This is a genomic window from Roseomonas chloroacetimidivorans, from assembly GCF_049629625.1.
Classification (GTDB): Bacteria; Pseudomonadota; Alphaproteobacteria; order Acetobacterales; family Acetobacteraceae; genus Roseomonas; species Roseomonas chloroacetimidivorans.
In genome coordinates this window covers 89,171-105,802 of the sequence record NZ_JBNBZS010000011.1, presented here as the reverse complement: position 1 = coordinate 105,802, position 16,632 = coordinate 89,171, and the positions used below count along the sequence as shown (strand labels likewise).

Annotated in this window: 16 protein-coding genes; 12 read left to right on the top strand and 4 right to left on the bottom strand. The window is 68.9% G+C overall.

Annotation, left to right across the window (positions count from 1 at the left end):
• Window positions 1-73: 73 nt before the first annotated feature.
• From ACO1BU_RS10315 to ACO1BU_RS10275, 9 genes are all read left to right on the top strand, one after another.
• Window positions 74-985 carry a fumarylacetoacetate hydrolase family protein gene (locus ACO1BU_RS10315; protein ID WP_424135852.1) on the top strand — a complete coding sequence of 304 codons (912 nt, stop codon included), beginning with the start codon at window positions 74-76 and terminating at the stop codon, window positions 983-985.
• A 119-nt stretch (window positions 986-1,104) separates the two neighbouring features.
• Complete coding sequence (locus tag ACO1BU_RS10310; protein ID WP_424135851.1) at window positions 1,105-2,085, top strand: tripartite tricarboxylate transporter substrate binding protein; 981 nt, start codon at window positions 1,105-1,107, stop codon at window positions 2,083-2,085.
• 30 nt (window positions 2,086-2,115) lie between these two features.
• Window positions 2,116-3,093, top strand: coding sequence for a tripartite tricarboxylate transporter substrate binding protein (locus tag ACO1BU_RS10305; RefSeq protein ID WP_424135850.1), 978 nt, complete (start codon window positions 2,116-2,118; stop codon window positions 3,091-3,093).
• The gene (locus tag ACO1BU_RS10300; protein WP_424135849.1) at window positions 3,094-3,570 is read left to right on the top strand and encodes a (2Fe-2S)-binding protein; all 477 of its coding nucleotides are present in this window, start codon (window positions 3,094-3,096) and stop codon (window positions 3,568-3,570) included.
• Window positions 3,567-5,711 carry a molybdopterin cofactor-binding domain-containing protein gene (locus ACO1BU_RS10295; RefSeq protein ID WP_424135848.1) on the top strand — a complete coding sequence of 715 codons (2,145 nt, stop codon included), beginning with the start codon at window positions 3,567-3,569 and terminating at the stop codon, window positions 5,709-5,711. The genes ACO1BU_RS10300 and ACO1BU_RS10295 overlap by 4 nt, the downstream gene beginning before the upstream one ends.
• Before the next feature lie 5 nt (window positions 5,712-5,716).
• Window positions 5,717-6,709, top strand: coding sequence for a substrate-binding domain-containing protein (locus tag ACO1BU_RS10290; protein ID WP_424135847.1), 993 nt, complete (start codon window positions 5,717-5,719; stop codon window positions 6,707-6,709).
• A gap of 164 nt (window positions 6,710-6,873) precedes the next feature.
• Window positions 6,874-8,433 carry a beta/alpha barrel domain-containing protein gene (locus ACO1BU_RS10285; RefSeq protein ID WP_424135846.1) on the top strand — a complete coding sequence of 520 codons (1,560 nt, stop codon included), beginning with the start codon at window positions 6,874-6,876 and terminating at the stop codon, window positions 8,431-8,433.
• A gap of 16 nt (window positions 8,434-8,449) precedes the next feature.
• On the top strand, window positions 8,450-9,133 hold the full coding sequence (locus ACO1BU_RS10280) for an HAD family hydrolase (protein WP_424135845.1): 684 nt from the start codon (window positions 8,450-8,452) through the stop codon (window positions 9,131-9,133).
• 13 nt (window positions 9,134-9,146) lie between these two features.
• A complete protein-coding gene (locus ACO1BU_RS10275) occupies window positions 9,147-9,845 on the top strand; it encodes an acylneuraminate cytidylyltransferase family protein (protein ID WP_424135844.1) in 699 nt (232 codons plus the stop codon).
• A 2-nt stretch (window positions 9,846-9,847) separates the two neighbouring features.
• Here the strand turns inward: ACO1BU_RS10275 and ACO1BU_RS10270 are convergent, their stop codons facing one another.
• Together ACO1BU_RS10270 and ACO1BU_RS10265 are read right to left on the bottom strand one after the other, a co-directional pair.
• Window positions 9,848-10,696 (bottom strand): hypothetical protein, encoded by an 849-nt coding sequence (locus ACO1BU_RS10270; protein ID WP_424135843.1) that lies wholly within the window; start codon window positions 10,694-10,696, stop codon window positions 9,848-9,850.
• 126 nt (window positions 10,697-10,822) lie between these two features.
• Window positions 10,823-12,286, bottom strand: coding sequence for an FAD-dependent monooxygenase (locus tag ACO1BU_RS10265; RefSeq protein ID WP_424135842.1), 1,464 nt, complete (start codon window positions 12,284-12,286; stop codon window positions 10,823-10,825).
• 328 nt (window positions 12,287-12,614) lie between these two features.
• Here ACO1BU_RS10265 and ACO1BU_RS10260 point away from each other — a divergent pair, with 328 nt between their 5' ends.
• Complete coding sequence (locus tag ACO1BU_RS10260; RefSeq protein WP_424135841.1) at window positions 12,615-13,379, top strand: DUF1194 domain-containing protein; 765 nt, start codon at window positions 12,615-12,617, stop codon at window positions 13,377-13,379.
• A gap of 47 nt (window positions 13,380-13,426) precedes the next feature.
• Window positions 13,427-13,675 (top strand): hypothetical protein, encoded by a 249-nt coding sequence (locus ACO1BU_RS10255; RefSeq protein WP_424135840.1) that lies wholly within the window; start codon window positions 13,427-13,429, stop codon window positions 13,673-13,675.
• A gap of 41 nt (window positions 13,676-13,716) precedes the next feature.
• Here the strand turns inward: ACO1BU_RS10255 and ACO1BU_RS10250 are convergent, their stop codons facing one another.
• Window positions 13,717-14,682 carry a 2-hydroxyacid dehydrogenase gene (locus ACO1BU_RS10250; RefSeq protein ID WP_424135839.1) on the bottom strand — a complete coding sequence of 322 codons (966 nt, stop codon included), beginning with the start codon at window positions 14,680-14,682 and terminating at the stop codon, window positions 13,717-13,719.
• Window positions 14,683-14,743: 61 nt separating this feature from the next.
• Window positions 14,744-15,559, bottom strand: coding sequence for a CAF17-like 4Fe-4S cluster assembly/insertion protein YgfZ (ygfZ, locus tag ACO1BU_RS10245; RefSeq protein WP_424135838.1), 816 nt, complete (start codon window positions 15,557-15,559; stop codon window positions 14,744-14,746).
• 100 nt (window positions 15,560-15,659) lie between these two features.
• On the opposite strand from ygfZ, the gene ACO1BU_RS10240 reads away from it, so the two are divergent.
• A complete protein-coding gene (locus ACO1BU_RS10240; RefSeq protein WP_424135837.1) occupies window positions 15,660-16,565 on the top strand; it encodes a glycosyltransferase family 9 protein in 906 nt (301 codons plus the stop codon).
• Window positions 16,566-16,632: the final 67 nt, after the last annotated feature.

The window sequence follows — 16,632 nt, the reverse complement described above, 5'->3', positions numbered from 1 at the left end:
CAATCCAACCAATATGCCGACCATAGCAGCGGATTGGTTCAGTTAAAAGCAGATTTGGTATAGGATCGGCCGCATGAAGCTCGCGATGGTCAAGCAGGGTGCCACGCCGCGCCTGGTGCGCCTGGATGCAGAGGGCCGCCGCTTCTGGCCGGTGGAAACCCTGGCACCGGGGCTGCCGACGGAGATGACGGCGCTGATCGCGGCGCTTTCCAGCGGCGCCACCCTGCCGGAGTCCTCGGGGGAGGGTGAGCCGCTCGACGAATCCATGCTGCTGGCGCCGCTGCCGCACCCGCCGCGCAACATCTTCTGCGTCGGCAAGAACTATCATGCCCATGCGAAGGAATTCGCTGGCAGCGGCTATGACTCCTCCTCGACCAGCGCGGCGGATGCGATCCCCAAGGCGCCGATCATTTTCACCAAGCCCTTCACCTCGATCTCCGGCCCCTGGGACGACATCCCCCTGGTGCCGGGGCTCGATGCCGAGGTGGATTACGAGGCAGAGCTGGCCGTGGTGATCGGGCGCGGCGGGCGGGCCATTCCGAAGTCCCAGGCCATGGCGCATGTCTTCGGCTACACGGTGGTGAACGACGTCACCGCTCGTGACCTGCAGGGCAAGCACAAGCAGTGGCTGCTGGGGAAGGGCATCGACGGCTTCTGCCCCATGGGCCCCTGGATCGTGACGGCCGATGAGCTGAAGGCCGAGGCGATGCGCGTGAGCTGCACCGTGAATGGCGAGAAGCGGCAGGATGCCAGCACCGCCGACCTGATCTTCGACATCCCGACCCTGATCGAGACCATCTCGCTCAGCATGGCGCTGCTGCCGGGGGATGTGATCGCCACCGGTACGCCGGAAGGCGTGGGCATCGGCTTCAAGCCACCGCGCTTCCTGCGGGATGGCGATGTGGTGGAATGCGCGATCGAGGGTATCGGGAAGATCCGCAACACGCTGCGCAAGGTGGATGTCGCTGCGCTGCGGCGTGCCTGACCTGACCTGCGGCGCGCAAAACGGCGCGCCGCAGCTTAAGGGGATGAAGGGTCGGCAAAAGACCGCCCTCCCCGAACGTTCGGAAAGGCGGGTGACTGGTCGCCCGCAGGAGGAAGTTCGTGCTGCTTCGTCGTGAGCTGTTGGCGGCCATGGGTGCTGCCGGGTTCGTTCCTGCGGCCGTGCAGGCGCAGGAGAACTGGCCCACGCGGCCGGTCCAGATGGTCGTCGCCTTCCCGCCGGGCGGGCAGGCCGATGTCACCGCGCGCCCCGTGGCCGCAGCGCTGGAGCGGGTGTTCAACCAGGCCGTTCCCGTGGTGAACCGCCCCGGTGCGGGCGGCATTGTCGGAACCGCCAGCGTGGCGCGCGCGGCACCGGATGGCTACACGGCACTGATGGCGCTCTCCTCACTCGCCATGCTTCCGGAAAGCGAGCGCATCCAGGGCCGCACGCCGGCCTATACGGTGGACCAGCTTGCCCCGGTCGCGCGCATCAACGCCGACCCGACCGTCCTCGTGGTGCCGGCCAACGCGCCCTGGCGGACGGTGCAGGATTTCGTCGCCGACGCGAAGAAGCGGCCGGGTGCCATCTCCTATGGCTCCGCAGGGAACTACTCCACGCTGCATGTCGCGATGGCCATGTTCACCGGGGCCGCCGATCTCGACCTGCTGCATGTTCCTTTCCAGGGTGGCGGCCCGGCGCTGACGGCCCTGCTGTCCGGCCAGATCGAGGCCCTGGCCTCCGGTCCTGGACCGGCGGCGGTCCATGTGAAGGAGGGCCGGCTGCGGGCCCTGGCGAGCTGGGGACGCGAGCGCCTCAAGGGCTTCGAGGATGTGCCGACCTTTTTTGAGCTCGGCTATCAGGATGTGGAATTCTACATCTGGGCGGGCGTCTTCCTGCCGGCGGCCACGCCGGCAGCGGTGCAGGGCCGGCTGCGCCAGGCGCTTCGCCAGGTCTGTGAGCACGACGAGGGGCTGAAGCGGGCGCTCGACACCGCCGGAAGCCCCATCGCCTACCAGGATGGCGCCGAGTTCGAGCGCTTCTTCCGCGAGGACAGCGCCCGCCTCGTCCGCGCCGTGCAGCGGATCGGAAAAGTCGATTAACGGCCCGGGCGGCGCAGGAGGAAACGGAAGATGAAGAACACCATCACGCGGCGCGGTTTCGGAACGCTGGCTGCCGGCGCGCTGGCCATGCCCGCCCTCGCGCAGGAGGCCGGCTGGCCGAACCGGCCGGTGCGGATCATCGTCCCCTTCGGCGCCGGCGGCTCGGCGGATATTGCGGCGCGCAACGTGGCGGAAGCGCTGTCGCACAGCCTTGGCCAGCCCTTCGTGGTGGAGAACCGGCCGGGAGCCGGCGCGGTGATCGGTACCGACGTGGCCGCGAAGTCGGCACCGGATGGCTATACGATCCTCATGATGTCCAACACGCATACGGCGAACGAGACGCTGATCGCGAACCGCCCCTATGTGCTGATGCGGGATCTTGCTGCTGCGGCGGCGGTGAATGTCGCGCATCACGTGCTGGCCGTGCATCCCTCGCTTGGCGTGAACAGCGTGGCGGAGCTGATTGCGAAGGCGAAGGCCAATCCGGGAGTGATCGACTACGCCTCCTCGGGCCCTGGCACGCCCTATCACATCGCGGGTGAGGTGTTCCGCGCCATGGCCGGCATCCAGATCCAGCACATTCCCTTCCGCTCCTCCGGCGAGGCGCGGACGGCGCTGATATCCGGCACGGTGCCGATGATGTTCGATGCCATCCCGACCATGCAGCCGCATGTGGCAGGTGGCCGGGCGAAGGCGCTGGCCACCACCGGGCCGCAGCGCGATCCGTTGCTGCCGGAGCTTCCGACCGTCGCGGAAGCCGGGCTTCCAGGCTATGAGGCTTCGATCTGGCTCGGGCTGATGGTGCCGGCGCAGGTGCCACGCCCGGTGATCGAGAAGCTGAACGGTGCGGTCAACGAATGGCTGGCCCGGGCCCAGACGAAGGAGGCCATGGCGAAGCAGGGGGCACAGCCCATGCCCATGTCGGTGGCGCAATTCGACGCGTTCCTGCGCAAGGATGTGGAAACGCAGCGCAACTACGTCCGCATGGCGCGGATTGAGGTGAACTAGGTGGAGGTCGCCTTCACCCTGAATGGCGCATCCGCGACGCTGGATGTGCCGGAAGGCATGACGCTGCTGCAGGCGCTGCGCGGGCCGCTCGGGCTGAGTGGGCCGCGTTTCGGCTGCGGGCAGGAGGCCTGCGGCTGCTGCTATGTGACGCTGGATGGCACGCCGCAGCCCTCCTGCACCCTGCCGGCAGAGGCGGCGGCGGGACACGCCGTCGGCACGGTCGAAGGTTTAGGAACACCGGAGGCGCCGCATCCTCTTCAGGCCGCTTTCCTGGCGGAGCAGGCCGGCCAATGCGGCTACTGCCTTTCCGGCATCCTGGTCAGCGCGGCGGCGCTGCTGGCGCGGAACCCCGATCCGGACGAGGCTGTTGTGCGCGTGGCGCTGGAGCCGCATCTCTGCCGCTGCGGAGCCCATAACCGCATCATCCGTGCGGTGCTGCGGGCGGCGCGGACCATGCGCGAAGGCGTGCCAGCGTGAACCTCGCATTCGGCTTTCCCATGGGGCAGGGGGGAAATGCCCCGGACCTGCCGGGCAGCCTGCGCGCGGAACCGCGCCTGTCCCGCTGGCTGCAGTTTTCGACCGATGGGCATGTGACCATCACGCCGGGCAAGGTGGAGATCGGCCAGGGCATCCTGACCGCCCTGGCCCAGATCGCCGCGGATGAGCTGGACGTGGCACCGGAGCGCGTCCGCATGCAGGCGGCCTCCACCCCGGGCAGCCCGAATGAGGGTGTGACATCGGGCAGTCTTTCCATCCAGGAAAGCGGCGTGGCGATCCGCCATGCCTGCGCCGAAGCGCGGGCCATTCATCTCGCTTTGGCCGCGCAGCGGGCCGGTGTGGCGGCAGAGGCCCTGCGGGTGGAGGATGGCGTCTTCGTCCGGGCGGATGGCGTCGCGATCGGTTCCTACTGGGCGCAGGCCGAGGAAGTGCCGCTGGAGGTCGAGGCGCGCGGCGACGTGCCGCCGAAAGCGGCCACGGCGCGCCGGGTGGTTGGCCACTCCGCCGCGCGGCTGGACTTGCCCGACAAGGTTTTCGGCCTGCCGCGCTATCTGCATGATATGCGGCTGCCGGGCATGCTGCATGCCCGGATGGTGCGCCCGCCGGCCCGTGCCGCAAGGCTGCTCGCGCTGCGCGAGGGACCGCTGCCTGGTGATGCGGCGGTGTTCCGGGAAGGCAGTGTCCTTGCCGTCGTCGCCTCGGAGGAATGGGCCGCCGAGGCGGGCGCAGCCCGCGTCACCGCCCGCGCGCAATGGGAGAGGCGCGAAGCCCTGCCTGACGAGAACGATCTCCTCGCATGGCTGGAAGCAACGCCGGCGCAGCGCAGCGAGGTGGCGCGGCATGACGAGCCCGCGCCACCGGGTGTGCACAGCGTTTCCGCTCGTTTCTTCCGGCCCTTCCTCGCGCATGGCTCGATCGGCACCTCCTGCGCTGTAGCGCGCTGGCAGGACGAGGCTGTGGAGGTGTGGACGCACAGCCAAGGCATTTACAACCTGCGTGCGGATCTCGTGATCGTGCTCGGCCTGCCGGCGGAGCGGATCATGGTGCGCCATATGGAGGGCGCCGGCTGCTACGGGCATAACGGCGCCGACGACGTGGCGCTGGATGCCGTGCTGGTTGCCCGTGCGCATCCAGGCCGGCCTGTTCGCGTGCTCTGGAGCCGGGCGGAGGAACTGGCCTGGTCACCGCACTCTCCCGCCGGTCTGGCGGAGGTAGAGGCGGCGGTGGATGCAGAGGGAATGCTCTGCCGCTGGCGAATGGCGGCGCGCGGCAATGGGCATTCCTCCCGGCCCGGGCGTGCGAAGGACCCGACGCTGCTTTCGGCGGCCTATCTCGATCCGCCCTTCAACCTGCCCGTCGCGATCGATGCGCCGCTCGCGGGCGGCGGGGGCGGGCAGCGCAATGCCGTGCCGAGCTATCGCGTGCCCTCGCTGGATGTCTCCATGCACCGGCTGCTCGAAATGCCCATCCGCAGTTCCGCGCTGCGTGGGCTGGGAGCGCTGCTGAATGTCTGGGCGACGGAATCCGTGATGGATGAGCTGGCGGAGCGCAGTGGCCAGGATCCCGTCGCCTTCCGCCTGCGCCATCTGGAGGACCACCCGCGCGCTGCCGCCGTGCTGCGCGAGGCGGCGGCGATGTGCAGCTGGCCACGCCAGTCCGCCGAGGAGGGTGTCGGCACCGGTATTGCCGTGGCGCGCTACAAGAACAGTGGCGGCTGGTGCGCCGTGGCCGCGGAGGTGGAGGCGGCCGAGCTGGTGCGGGTGCGCCATCTCTGGATCGCCGCCGATGTGGGCGAGGCGATCAACCCGGATGGGGTGATCAACCAGATCGAGGGCGGCGCGATTCAGGCGACCTCCATCGCGCTGAAGGAGGCCGTGCATTTCGACCGGTTGAACATCACCAGTGATTCCTGGGATGCCTATCCCGTGCTGCGCTTCTCCGAGGTGCCGGCGGTGGAGGTTCGGTTGATCGGCCCTCCGGACGCGCCGCCCCTGGGGGCGGGGGAGCCCTCCCTCGGCCCGACCATCGCCGCCATTGCGGGCGGCATCCATGCCGCGCTTGGCATCCGCCCGCGCGCCATGCCCTTCACCCCCGATAACCTTGCCGCCGCGATGGAATGAGTGCCTTGCCCGAGAATCTTCGCCTGACCCTCGCCTGCACCACCTCCGACCGCACGCGCCCCATTCTGGACGGGCGGGTGGAGGTGGCAGGCGTCACCCTCACCGTGCTGCCGGGGGAACCGGAGGACATCTTCCGCCGCGCGCTGCGCGACCGTGCCTTCGACGTGACGGAGCTCTCCATGGGCAGCCATATCGTCACCACGGCGCGGGGAGATGCGCCCTATATCGGCATCCCCGTCTTTCCCTCCCGCTCCTTCCGGCATGCGGCGATCTATGTGCGGACAGATCGCGGCATCCAGACCGCGAAGGATCTGGCGGGGAAGCGGATCGGCCTGCCGGAGTACCAGCAGACCGCGGCGCTCTGGGTCCGTGGCATCCTGCGCGAGTATTACGGCGTTGATACGCGCGGCATCGCCTGGCGCACGGGCGGCATGGAGGAGGCGGGGCTGGGCGAGCGCGTGGCGCTGAAGCTGCCGCCCGAGCTGAATGTGACGCCGATCGGCCCGACGGAGACGCTGAACGGGTTGTTGGCCGCTGGCGAGATCGACGGCGTGGTCGGGCCGCGCCCGCCTTCCTGCTTCCTTGCTCGCTCCGCGCCTGTGGACCGGCTCTATCCGGATTACCGGAGCGAGGAGGAGGCGTATTTCGGTGCCACCGGCTTCTTCCCGATCATGCACTGCGTCGCGCTGCGGAAGGAACTGGCGGCGGCGCATCCCTGGCTTCCGCTGGAGCTGTTCCGCGCCTTCGCCCGGGCGCGCGCCATGGCTGTGGCCGATCTGTCCATGGTGAATGTGCTCCGCGCCTCTCTGCCCTGGATCGCGGCAGAGGCGGAAAAGCAGACAAAGCTCATGGGCGGCGATCCCTGGCCCTATGGCTTCCGCCGCAACCGGGACGAAGTGGCGGCCATGATCCGCTTCGCCGTGGCCGACGGGTTGGCGTCAAAGGAGATCGCGCCGGAGGAGCTGTTCCACCCAAGCGTACTGGATGCGGTTCCCTGAGGCGGAATGCCGCGCGGGGAGAATCCCCCATGCGGCATCACCCTTGCGGCAGGGCTTGCTGCTGTGCTCGAGGCATGGCGTTCCCTTTTCCTTGATGGACCAAGGGCGCATCGATAGTTTCCGACCTCGAAGCCCGGTAAGTTTGGGGCGAGAGAGGCTGGTCGATGGTTCAGGTCCTGGACTGCACGTTCCGTGATGGCGGTTACTACACATCCTGGGATTTTGAGCCGCGTCTTGCCGATATCTATATGGACAGCGTGGCGCGCCTGCCGATCGACCATGTGGAGGTCGGCTACGTCAATGACCGTTTGCCCGGATATTATGGCGAATACTTCTTTCTGACTGCCGACAAGCTGAAGGCTCTGCGGGCAAGGCTGCGCCCGGACCAGAAGTTGCTGGTCATGATCGACGCCAAGGCGATTGAGCCGGAGCGCGTGCAGGCCCTTTTCGGCGGTCTGGTCGGCATAGTGGACATGGTTCGCATCGCCTGCGCGCCCTCCCAGCTGCCCCGCGGTCTCGCCCAGGCGCGGGAACTGAAGAGACTCGGCCTGCAGGTCGGCTTCAACGTGATGTATCTCTCCACCTTCAAGGACGATCTCGGCCAGATCAGCCTCGCGACCAGCAGCCCGGACGCTTATGACGCTCTCTCATTGGTGGATTCCTATGGCGGCGTGACGCCAAAGGAGGTGACGCGCCTCTTTACCGAGTTGCGGGCGCGGATGCCGGGTTTCACCATCGGCTTTCACGGGCACGATAATATGTGTCTGGCCTTCGCCAATACCCTCGCGGCCATTGAGGCCGGGGCGGATGTCGTGGATGGCACCTTCACCGGCATGGGCCGCGGCGCCGGCAATGCGCGCACCGAGACCATCCTGATCCAGATGGCGCGGGAGGGGCTGAACGCCCCGCTGGACCATCAGGCGCTCTCGGCCGTCGTCGCGCCCTTGGAGGCGATGCAGCGCGAGCAGGGCTGGGGCACCAGCCTGCCCTACATGATCTCCGGCGCGAATAACTTGCCGCAGAAGGACGTGATGGATTGGCTGGCGAAGAATCGATACTCCGTCATGTCCATCGTCCAGGCCCTGCAGCGCCAGGGCGGGCAGGAGGTGGACCGCGCCTCCTGGCCGGATGTGTCCACCCTGGGTCTTGAGGCCGGCGACATGCTGCTGATCGGCGGCGGCTCCACGGTGCGGCGGCATGTGGAAGCCATCACCCGCCTCGTCGCGCGGATTGATCCGGTGGTAATCTTCTCCTCCTCGCGCCACTTGGATCTCGCTGGTCGGATCGGTGGCCGCCAGCTTCTGTGTCTTCCCGGCCATGACGCCTTCCGCGCCCCTGCAGCGGCGCTGGAGCGGGTGGCGGCGGTCGTCGTCCCCGCGCCACCCCGCGTGCCAGGTTGCCTGCCGGAGGGGCTGTCCATCCCCGTGGTCCAGGCGGAGCCCTTTCCCAGGGAGGAGGGGCAGCTCGGCCCGGTCTCTGACAGCAGTCCACTTGCCCTTGCCCTCGGTGCCGCCCTGGGGTTGGGCGGGCGGCGCTGCTTCCTGGTCGGCTTCGATGGCTATGACATGGCCTCCGCAGCCGAGCAGGAACTCTCCCGCGAGGTGCAGGCCGTGCTGGATGCCTTCGCGGCGCATCCGGGCGGCGCCGAACTCTCCAGCCTGACGCCGACCCGCTACCGGGTTGCGCAGCGCTCCATCCACGGCCTCATCGCGGAGGTCGCCTGAGCCCGGCACTACGGTCATGGGCGCAGCGCGCACGGCCGCCATCGTCTTCGACTGCGATGGCGTGCTCCTCGTCTCCAATCGTCTCAAGGCTGCCGTCTTCCGGGAAGCGTTGGCGGAGAAGGCCTTCCATCCCGAGGATATCGCCCGCTTCTCGCGCTTCCAGGTCGCGAATTTCGGCATGTCCCGCTACCGGCTTTTCGAGGCCTTCCTGGGCTGGCCGGATCTGCGATTCCGGCCGGAAGCGGATCGGGATGCGCTGGTCGAAGCCTATGCGCGGCGGCTGCGCGGGCGATACCTGCGCTGCCCCACGACGCCGGGCATGCGGGCGGTGCTGGACGGGCTTGCGGCGCGCGGGCTGCCGCTCTTCGTCGTGTCGGGCTCCGACGGGGCGGAGCTGCGGGAGGTCCTCGCCGAGCGCGGGCTGGCTGGCTACTTCCGGAGCATCCATGGCTCCCCAGCCACGAAGCCTGAGAATCTGCGCCTGGTAGCGGCGGAGCTGGGTTGTTCCCTGCCGCTCGGGGATGTCTGGTTCGTCGGGGATGCGGAGGCTGATCTGAACGCCGCGGATGCGGTGGGCGCCCGCTTCGCCTATGCCGAGTACTTCTCCACGGCCAAGACGCGGATGCGCGACCTGGCTGCGCGCCATGGCTTTCCCGTTATCCGCGACCTGCGGGGCCTGCCCGCCCTTCTCGAGAGCTGAACCCGGACCCCCGATGCCCGTCACTGCCTTCCTTCCCTGCCGCGCCGGCAGCCAGCGCGTGCCGCAGAAGAACACGCGCCCCTTCGCGGACCGGCCCGACGGGCTGCTGGGCATCAAGCTGGACCAGCTCCTGGCCTGCCACGCCCTGGACCTGATCCTGCTCTCCACCAATGATCCGGCGGTGGAGGCAATCGCCGAGCCCTATGTGGCGCGCTCGCGGGGCCGGCTGAGCATCGACCGGCGGCCGGACCACCTCTGCTCCGCCAGCACCTCCACCGACGAGATCATCGCCTATGTGCCGGAGGTGATCCCTGAAGGCGACGTGGTCTGGACCCATGTGACCAGCCCCTTCTTCGGCGCCGTGGATTACGCGGAGGCCATCGCGGCCTATCGTGCCGCCCGGGCGGCAGGCACGCATGACAGCCTGATGGGCGTGACGGCGCTGCGGACCTTCATCTGGAATGAGACGGGGCCGGTGAACTACGACCGGACCGTGGAGAAATGGCCGCGCACGCAAACGCTCCCGCCGCTCTATGAGGTCAATAGCGCGATCTTCATCGCCGATGCAGGCACCTACCGCGCCCGGGGGGACCGCATTGGCGAACGGCCACTGCTCCATGCCATTCCCAAGGACCGGACCGTGGATGTGGACTGGGAGGAGGACTTCGCCATCGCCGCCGAGCTTTGGCGGCTGCGGACAGGACGGGCCTGAATTTAGCCTTCCACCGATCGCTCCATGATCTGCCGGACATAGAGGCGCGTCCCGTCATTCTGCCCGATCGGGAAGCGCTTGATGCCCCAGCGATCCGGCGTGGCGATGATGGCGTCGATATCCTCCGTGGTGGCGAGCTGCGATTCCCGCTTCGCGGTTACGACGACATTCGGGCAGCGCCGGACCTGCCGCCCCCGGCAATAAGCCTCGACCAGGCTGGCCAGTTCGAATTCCTCATGCGGGTAGGGCTGGGGCATGGAGGCAAGATCCTCGCAGCTCGTGGTCAGCATGAGCGGGAAGATCATTTCGAAGAACACCTGCCGCGAGAAGAAGCAGCCCTCCGCCCGCGCCTTGTAGGACGCGTCCTGCCCGAGCGACCGGATGAACCGCATGTAGCGGGGGTTGCCGGTCACGGCGTCGCTCCAGAAGTCGCTGATGGAAGCCTGGGACGCCGACATGTCCTGCTTCATCGCATGGGATTTGCCGAAGCCCAGGTCGTAATTCGGCAGATAGGCGTCGATCCCCTGCTTCAGCAGCAGGTCGGAGGCCGTGTGGAAATAGACGTAGTCGAAGGCGATGCCGGAGCGCAGGGCGAAGCCGATGCCGCCAAGGAAGGCATGGAAGATGCGCCCCCATTCCGTGCCGATCGGCTCGGGAAGAAAGCGGAGGCTGGGCACTGAGGTGAAGTCCACCTGGTCGCGCTGGGCTTCCTTCCAGAAGCGCTCCTGGGTGTTGGCGTTGATATTGACCAGCTGCACCAGGTTTCCCCGGAACGCCCAATGGTAGTTGGCGGCCTGTTCCAACAGGTGGTCCGGGGCATCATGCGCATTCGATACGACCAGCGTTATCATGTCCGACCCCGTTGAGACCTACGCATGAGAGACTGGGCGCGGCAGGGATGGAAAGCCTGCGCGCGATCAGCTCCTCGCCACCCCGGCTATCTCCGACCCGGCCTGTTAGTCCAGACCGGGCGGCCGCTACCCATGCGGGTGCGCCAGCCCCGGTACCTCAGTGTAGAGGCGGCGCAAGGCGGTGAGGAAAGGTTCCCTCCCTTTTTTCCGCGTTCCCTCCACCGGGTCGGCCCCGAGGATGGTGTCGCTGGACTGTAGGGAGAGGTCGCGGACGAAGGCGACGCGGGCATCCCGCCGCGCCGCCACCGCCGCCGCATCGCCGCCCGCGCGCAGGGTGTCGGCGGCGATCACCCCATCCTCCACCGCCTGGGTCGCACCCTGGCCGAGGGTGGGAACCATGGCTTGCGCGGCATCGCCCAGGAACAGCGCCCGCCCGCCGGCGGCATGGCGCAGCACCGGAGCTGCCTGCATGCGCGCCCAGTGGATGTCGTCAAAACCCGCCTCGATCCGGTCCAGCATCCAGGCCACCGCCGGGCTGGGCGCGACCCGGGCGGGGGTGAAGAGCGCGCGCTGAAAGGCGGGGGTGCGGGCCTCCGCCGGGATGGCTCCGTCTCCCTCCAGGCGGAAGGCGCCGGCGATGTAGACAGCGCCTCCCGGCACCGGGAAGGCGAGGAGACGGCTGCTGCCCTCGAACCACTGCCCGTAATCCTCGAAGGGGCAGCCGCCATCCGACACCAGCAGGCGCCAGATGCAGACGCCGATCTGCTCCGACTCCGGCTCCCCGGCGGTCAGGGCGCGCAGGCGGCTGTACCGGCCATCGGCGCCTACCAGCAGGTCGAAGCCGCCCTCCCGCCGCATTTCCCCGTCCGGGGTGCGGAAAACGGGCACGAGCCGGCCGGTGGCATCCTCCTCCAGCGCCTCCAGCGCGTGGCCATGGCGCGTCACCGGAATCAGAGGCTCGCGCAACAGGCGGTAGAGTTCGGACCAGCGGATGCGGACGCCCGGCTCCTCCGCCACCTCCAGCATGTCGAGGTCCAACAGGCGCGTTCCGTCCGCCAGATCCACGAACCAGCGGCGCCAGGGAAGGGAGGCCGCGCGCAGCGCCGCATGGCGGGCGGGGTTGTGCAGGCGCAGCGCCTTCAGCGCGTTGGGGCCAAGATTCAGGCCGGTGCCGGCCTCTGCATGCTCGCCAACCCCCACCCGCTCGAACACCGTCACGTCCAGTCCTGGCGCGCCGAGCAGCCCTTCGGCCAGGAGCGACCCGGCCACGCCGCTGCCGATAATTCCGATACGCATCAGGCCAATTCCCTGGAAGCCGCGATTACTGCCACCGGCCCGCCGCCCGGCGGTTCCCTGGTGGGCGGCACCACCCGATACAAAAATGCGGCCATCTCCGGCGACCGGGGCGATCACGGCTCCCAGCGCCCCATCTTTGCCGCGCGGCTCCGGTGCGCCCGCCTCATCCAGCGCCACCATGGCGCTCAGATCGGGGTTCAGCCGCGCGATGCGAGCAAGGCAGGCGTGGGCGACCTCGACAGGGGAGAGCGTGCCAGCACGGAACCGGTGCGCCAGGGCTTCCGCAGGAAGCAACGAGGGCGTGATTGGAGCCTCCAGGACGTTGCGGGCTTCTGACGTCCGGAGTACGGGCGAGGCTCAGTCTCCGCGAAATGCGGCGGCGAAATGCAACCGGCCCGTGTGTATTCCGTTGGTCGCAACAAGTGCATCCAGTGTAGCCAGTAGCCCACTCCGCCTTTCATTGCCCGGTGAATGCATGGCCGATTCGCGGCTGCCGGGGGTGGAAACCGATAACTACCCAACATATGTTGCGGTGCACAAAATCCCGCTCTTGTAGCGGGGGCACCCGTCCCCAAGGCGGGCAACAAAGGCCGGCCACGGCCCATCCTGCAGGACGGGACCGATGCAAAGACGTCAACTTCTGCGCCTTGCGGGCGCTGGGGTGCTCTGCGCCCCGACCATCATCCGGAAGGCCCGGGCTGCTTCGCCCGAGCCCGTGGATGTCGAACTGATCCTCGCGGTGGACGTCAGCCGTTCCATCGATGCTGAGGAGCACGAGACGCAGATGCGCGGCTATGCGTCCGCCTTCCGCGATCCCGATGTGATCCGATCCATCATGGGCGGTGAAATCGGCGCTATCGGCTGCACCCTCTTCACCTGGTCGGATGCCGACAGCCAGGAGGACCTGGTCCCCTGGATGCGGATCGACAGCGAGGCCGGTGCGGAGCGCTTCGCTGCCGCCATCGACGCCGCTCCGCGCCGCACCTGGAGCTATACCTCCATTTCCGGTGCGATGGAGCATGCGATGCGGCGCTACGACCGCAGCCCCTATGAGGGCACGCGGCGCGTGCTCGACATCTCCGGCGACGGCATGAACAACTCCGGCCGGCGGCTGGAAGGCGTGCGGGCGAAGATGATCGAGAACGGGATCATCATGAACGGCCTCGCGGTGCTCGACCGCTCGCCTAGCCCCGGGAACGGGGCGGCGGCGCTGGAGGAGTATTACCGGGACGAGGTGATCGGCGGCCCCGGCTCCTTCCTGGTGGTGGCCGAGGGATTTGAGGCGTTCGACCGTGCTGTCCGCCGCAAGATCGCGCGCGAGGTGGCGGGTCTGGAGACTGGACCGCGCTTCGCCGGACTGCCACGCGTCGACCGCGTTGCCGCCTAACACCAAACGAGGCTTCCGGTGGCGCCCGTCTTGCGGTAGCCACCGGCATGGCCCGACTGACGATTGTTTCAACCCGGGATTACCGGCAGCACGTCCTTGAGATCGAGGAGCGTGGCAACGGCACCTGTTCCGTGGTGATCCATCCCCCTGCGCGCTTCGGCCGGCCCCGCGAGGTGAAGCCGGCTAACGGATCCAAGCTCCTGATTGATCTCGTGAATCAGGCGCGGGCCGAGATCGACGAGGTAATGGGGCCGAAGCCGCCGCCGCGCGCCTGGGGCATGCGCCGCCCGCGCTGAACGGCTGGGGGCGGGGAGAAAGCGTCCCCGCCCCAGCCTTTCTACACCGGATCGATCGGTGGCTTCCCGGCCAGCACGGCCGCGACATTGTCCAGCGCGCGGAAGCCCATCGCGTTACGCGTCTCCACCGTTGCGCTGGCAACATGGGGCGTCAGGAAGACATTAGGCAGTTCCGCCAGCCGCAGGTCGAAATCCGGCTCCTTGCGGAACACGTCGAGCCCGGCGGCGAAGAGCTGGCCGGATTGCAGCGCCTCGATCAGCGCATCCTCATCCACCAGGGACCCGCGCGCGGTGTTCACGAAGACGGCGCCGCGGGGCAGCAGCGCGAAGGTCTCGCGCGTCATCAGCGTGCCCGCCTCGCCACCCGGCAGGTGGAGGGAGAGGATCTGGCAGCGCGGCAGCATGGCGCTCAGATCCGGCACATATTCCGCGCCTTCCTCCAGCTCCGGCGGCAGCCGCCTGCGGTTGTTGTAGAGAATGCGCATGCCGAAGCCGCGCGCACGCTGCGCCATCGCCCGGCCGATCCGCCCCATGCCGACAATGCCGAGCGTCTTTCCGCTCGGCTGCATGCCGAGATTGTCGGGCATGCCGAAGGGCTGGCGCCAGCCGGCGCGCATGATCGCGTCGTATTCATGGGCCCGGCGGCAGGCGTTGAGCAGGAGCATGAAAGCGAGGTCCGCCGTGCAGTCCGTCAGCACATCTGGCGTGTTGGTCACGATGACGCCCGCCGCCTTGCAGGCCGCCGCATCCATATGGTCGTGGCCGACGCTGGTGTTGGCGATGATCTTCAGCCCGGGCGGCAGCTTCGCGGCATGGGCCGCGGTGATACGCACCTTTCCGCCCGTCACCAACGCGGCGATGCCCTGCTCCGCCGTCACGCGCAGGGCTTCCTCCGCATCCATGTCATGATCGGCCAGAATCGCCCCGAATTCCGCGACCGCGCGGGCCGCGACTGCCTCCGGCACGCGGCGGGCGATGAGGACCCTGGAAGGGTTAGCGGCAGTCATGGCGGGTCCTCCGGCACAGTGGGCCGCGATCCTGCGCGGAGTGCGGCCAGGGCGCCAGAGGTCAGGCCGGGGTGGGCAGCCGCATCCAGGCGGGGATACGCGGGCGCAGCACCGCCTCGCCACAGATCAGCGCCGGCGCCTGCACCGCCTCCAGCCGCAGCAGGGCGAGGCCAAGCCCGTCCCGCCCCGACCGCATCTCCCCGACCTGCGTGCCGTCACGGGTGACCGGCGTGTCGCGCGGCGGTACCGGGCCTTCCACCGTCACGGGAATCAGCCGGCGCTTGAGCAGGCCACGATAGCGGGTGCGGGCCGTCAGCTCCTGGCCCATGTAGCAGCCCTTTTCCCAGGCGATGCCGTGCAACTCGTCGAAGCCGGCTTCCAGCAGCACCGTCTTGTCCCGATCCAGGTCCCGCACGCCATCGGGCAGGCCGAGCTCCAGCCGGTGGCGGTCGTAATCCGTCGGGTCGCCGCCCAGCGCGGTGCCGTAAACCCGCCATCCGGCCTCGGCCAGGCGTGGGTCGCGGCGCGCGAGGGAGGCCATGGGCGGTTCCTCCCCCCAGACGGCGCCGACCGGCACCTCGGCGGAGCGGTCCGCCAGTGTGACCTTGGAGCGCAGCCGGAAGCGGGAGAGGCGCTCCACCAGCATCGGCGCGTCGGCACGGGGGCAATCCAGCAGGATGGCGTCCGCTGCGATCGCCGGGGCCTCGAAGGCCAGGAAATCGGTGAGCCACTTTCCCTGCGGGGAAAGCAGGGCGGCCCAGCTCATGCCCTCCTGCAGGGCGATCATATCGTTGGAGACGAGGCCCTGGAGGAAGGTCGCCCGGTCGGGGCCGGAGACCTCCACGAGGCCGCGATCGGGAAGGGGGGCGCTTGGCATGAAGGGCAAATCGGATGCCCGGCACTTTCCTGCAAGCGGGCGGGACGGACCAGCCATATCTGGCCCTCTCCCGGCCCGGGCGTGCTACATAGCGCCGCCCATGCGGATCCTCTTTGTCACCTCCACGCGGATCGGCGACGCCGTGCTCTCCACCGGCCTGCTGGACCACCTGCTGCGCACCCATCCGGGGGCGCGGATTACGGTGGCCTGCGGCCCGGTGGCGGAAGGCGTCTTCGCCCGCATGCCCGGGCGGGAGCGGACCATCGTCGTCACCAAGCGCCGCGGATCCCTGCATTGGGTGCAGCTCTGGGCCGAGGTGGCGACGACCTTCTGGGATCTGGTGGTGGATCTGCGCGGCTCGGCGCTGGCCTGGCTGGTGCCGGCGCGGCGGCGGGCGGTGATGCGCGGCGGGTGGCGTGGCGGGCACCGGATCGCCCAGATCGCCGAGGTGCTACGGCTCGATCCGCCGCCCAGCCCCGTCGCCTGGTTCGCGCCGGAGGACAAGGCGCGGATCGCCGCCCTGCTCGGAGACGACCGACCGATCCTGGCCCTTGGTCCCACGGCAAACTGGTCCGGCAAGATTTGGCCGGCCGAGCGCTTCGTAGCCCTGGCACAGGGCCTTACCGCCCCGGGCGGTCCGCTGGAAGGCGCGCGCCCCGTGCTGCTGGGCGGGCCGGGCGAGGCGGAGCGCGCCATGGCCGCGCCGGTGGTGCAGGCCCTGCCGGATGCGCTGGACCTGATCGGGCGACTGACCCTGCCGGAGGCAGCGGCGTTGCTGGCGCGCGTCCGGCTTTTTGTCGGCAACGATTCCGGGCTGATGCATCTCTCTGCCGCCACGGGGGCGCCCACGCTGGGGCTGTTCGGGCCCACCCCGGCCCGCGAATACGCGCCGGTCGGGCAGGCAGCGCAGGCGGTGGTCGCACCGGACAGCACCATGGCGGGGCTGGGTGTCGATCAGGCGCTGGAGGCCGCGCGGGCCTTGCTGCCACTGCCGATGCCGGCGTGAGCCGCTTTCCCGCTCCGGTCCTGACCGGCTGCCCCACGGGCCTGCCGCCCGGAAGGCATGACAAGTT

Bases quoted from the DNA above. Each gene is read 5' to 3' on its own strand.
- ygfZ (WP_424135838.1), bottom strand. From the start codon at position 15,559: ATGCCAAGCGCCCCCCTTCCCGATCGCGGCCTCGTGGAGGTCTCCGGC.
- ACO1BU_RS10260 (WP_424135841.1), top strand. From the start codon at position 12,615: ATGCAAAGACGTCAACTTCTGCGCCTTGCGGGCGCTGGGGTGCTCTGC.
- ACO1BU_RS10285 (WP_424135846.1), top strand. From the start codon at position 6,874: ATGGTTCAGGTCCTGGACTGCACGTTCCGTGATGGCGGTTACTACACA.
- ACO1BU_RS10270 (WP_424135843.1), bottom strand. From the start codon at position 10,696: ATGATAACGCTGGTCGTATCGAATGCGCATGATGCCCCGGACCACCTG.
- ACO1BU_RS10275 (WP_424135844.1), top strand. From the start codon at position 9,147: ATGCCCGTCACTGCCTTCCTTCCCTGCCGCGCCGGCAGCCAGCGCGTG.
- ACO1BU_RS10255 (WP_424135840.1), top strand. From the start codon at position 13,427: ATGGCCCGACTGACGATTGTTTCAACCCGGGATTACCGGCAGCACGTC.
- ACO1BU_RS10250 (WP_424135839.1), bottom strand. From the start codon at position 14,682: ATGACTGCCGCTAACCCTTCCAGGGTCCTCATCGCCCGCCGCGTGCCG.
- ACO1BU_RS10280 (WP_424135845.1), top strand. From the start codon at position 8,450: ATGGGCGCAGCGCGCACGGCCGCCATCGTCTTCGACTGCGATGGCGTG.
- ACO1BU_RS10305 (WP_424135850.1), top strand. From the start codon at position 2,116: ATGAAGAACACCATCACGCGGCGCGGTTTCGGAACGCTGGCTGCCGGC.
- ACO1BU_RS10315 (WP_424135852.1), top strand. From the start codon at position 74: ATGAAGCTCGCGATGGTCAAGCAGGGTGCCACGCCGCGCCTGGTGCGC.
- ACO1BU_RS10240 (WP_424135837.1), top strand. From the start codon at position 15,660: ATGCGGATCCTCTTTGTCACCTCCACGCGGATCGGCGACGCCGTGCTC.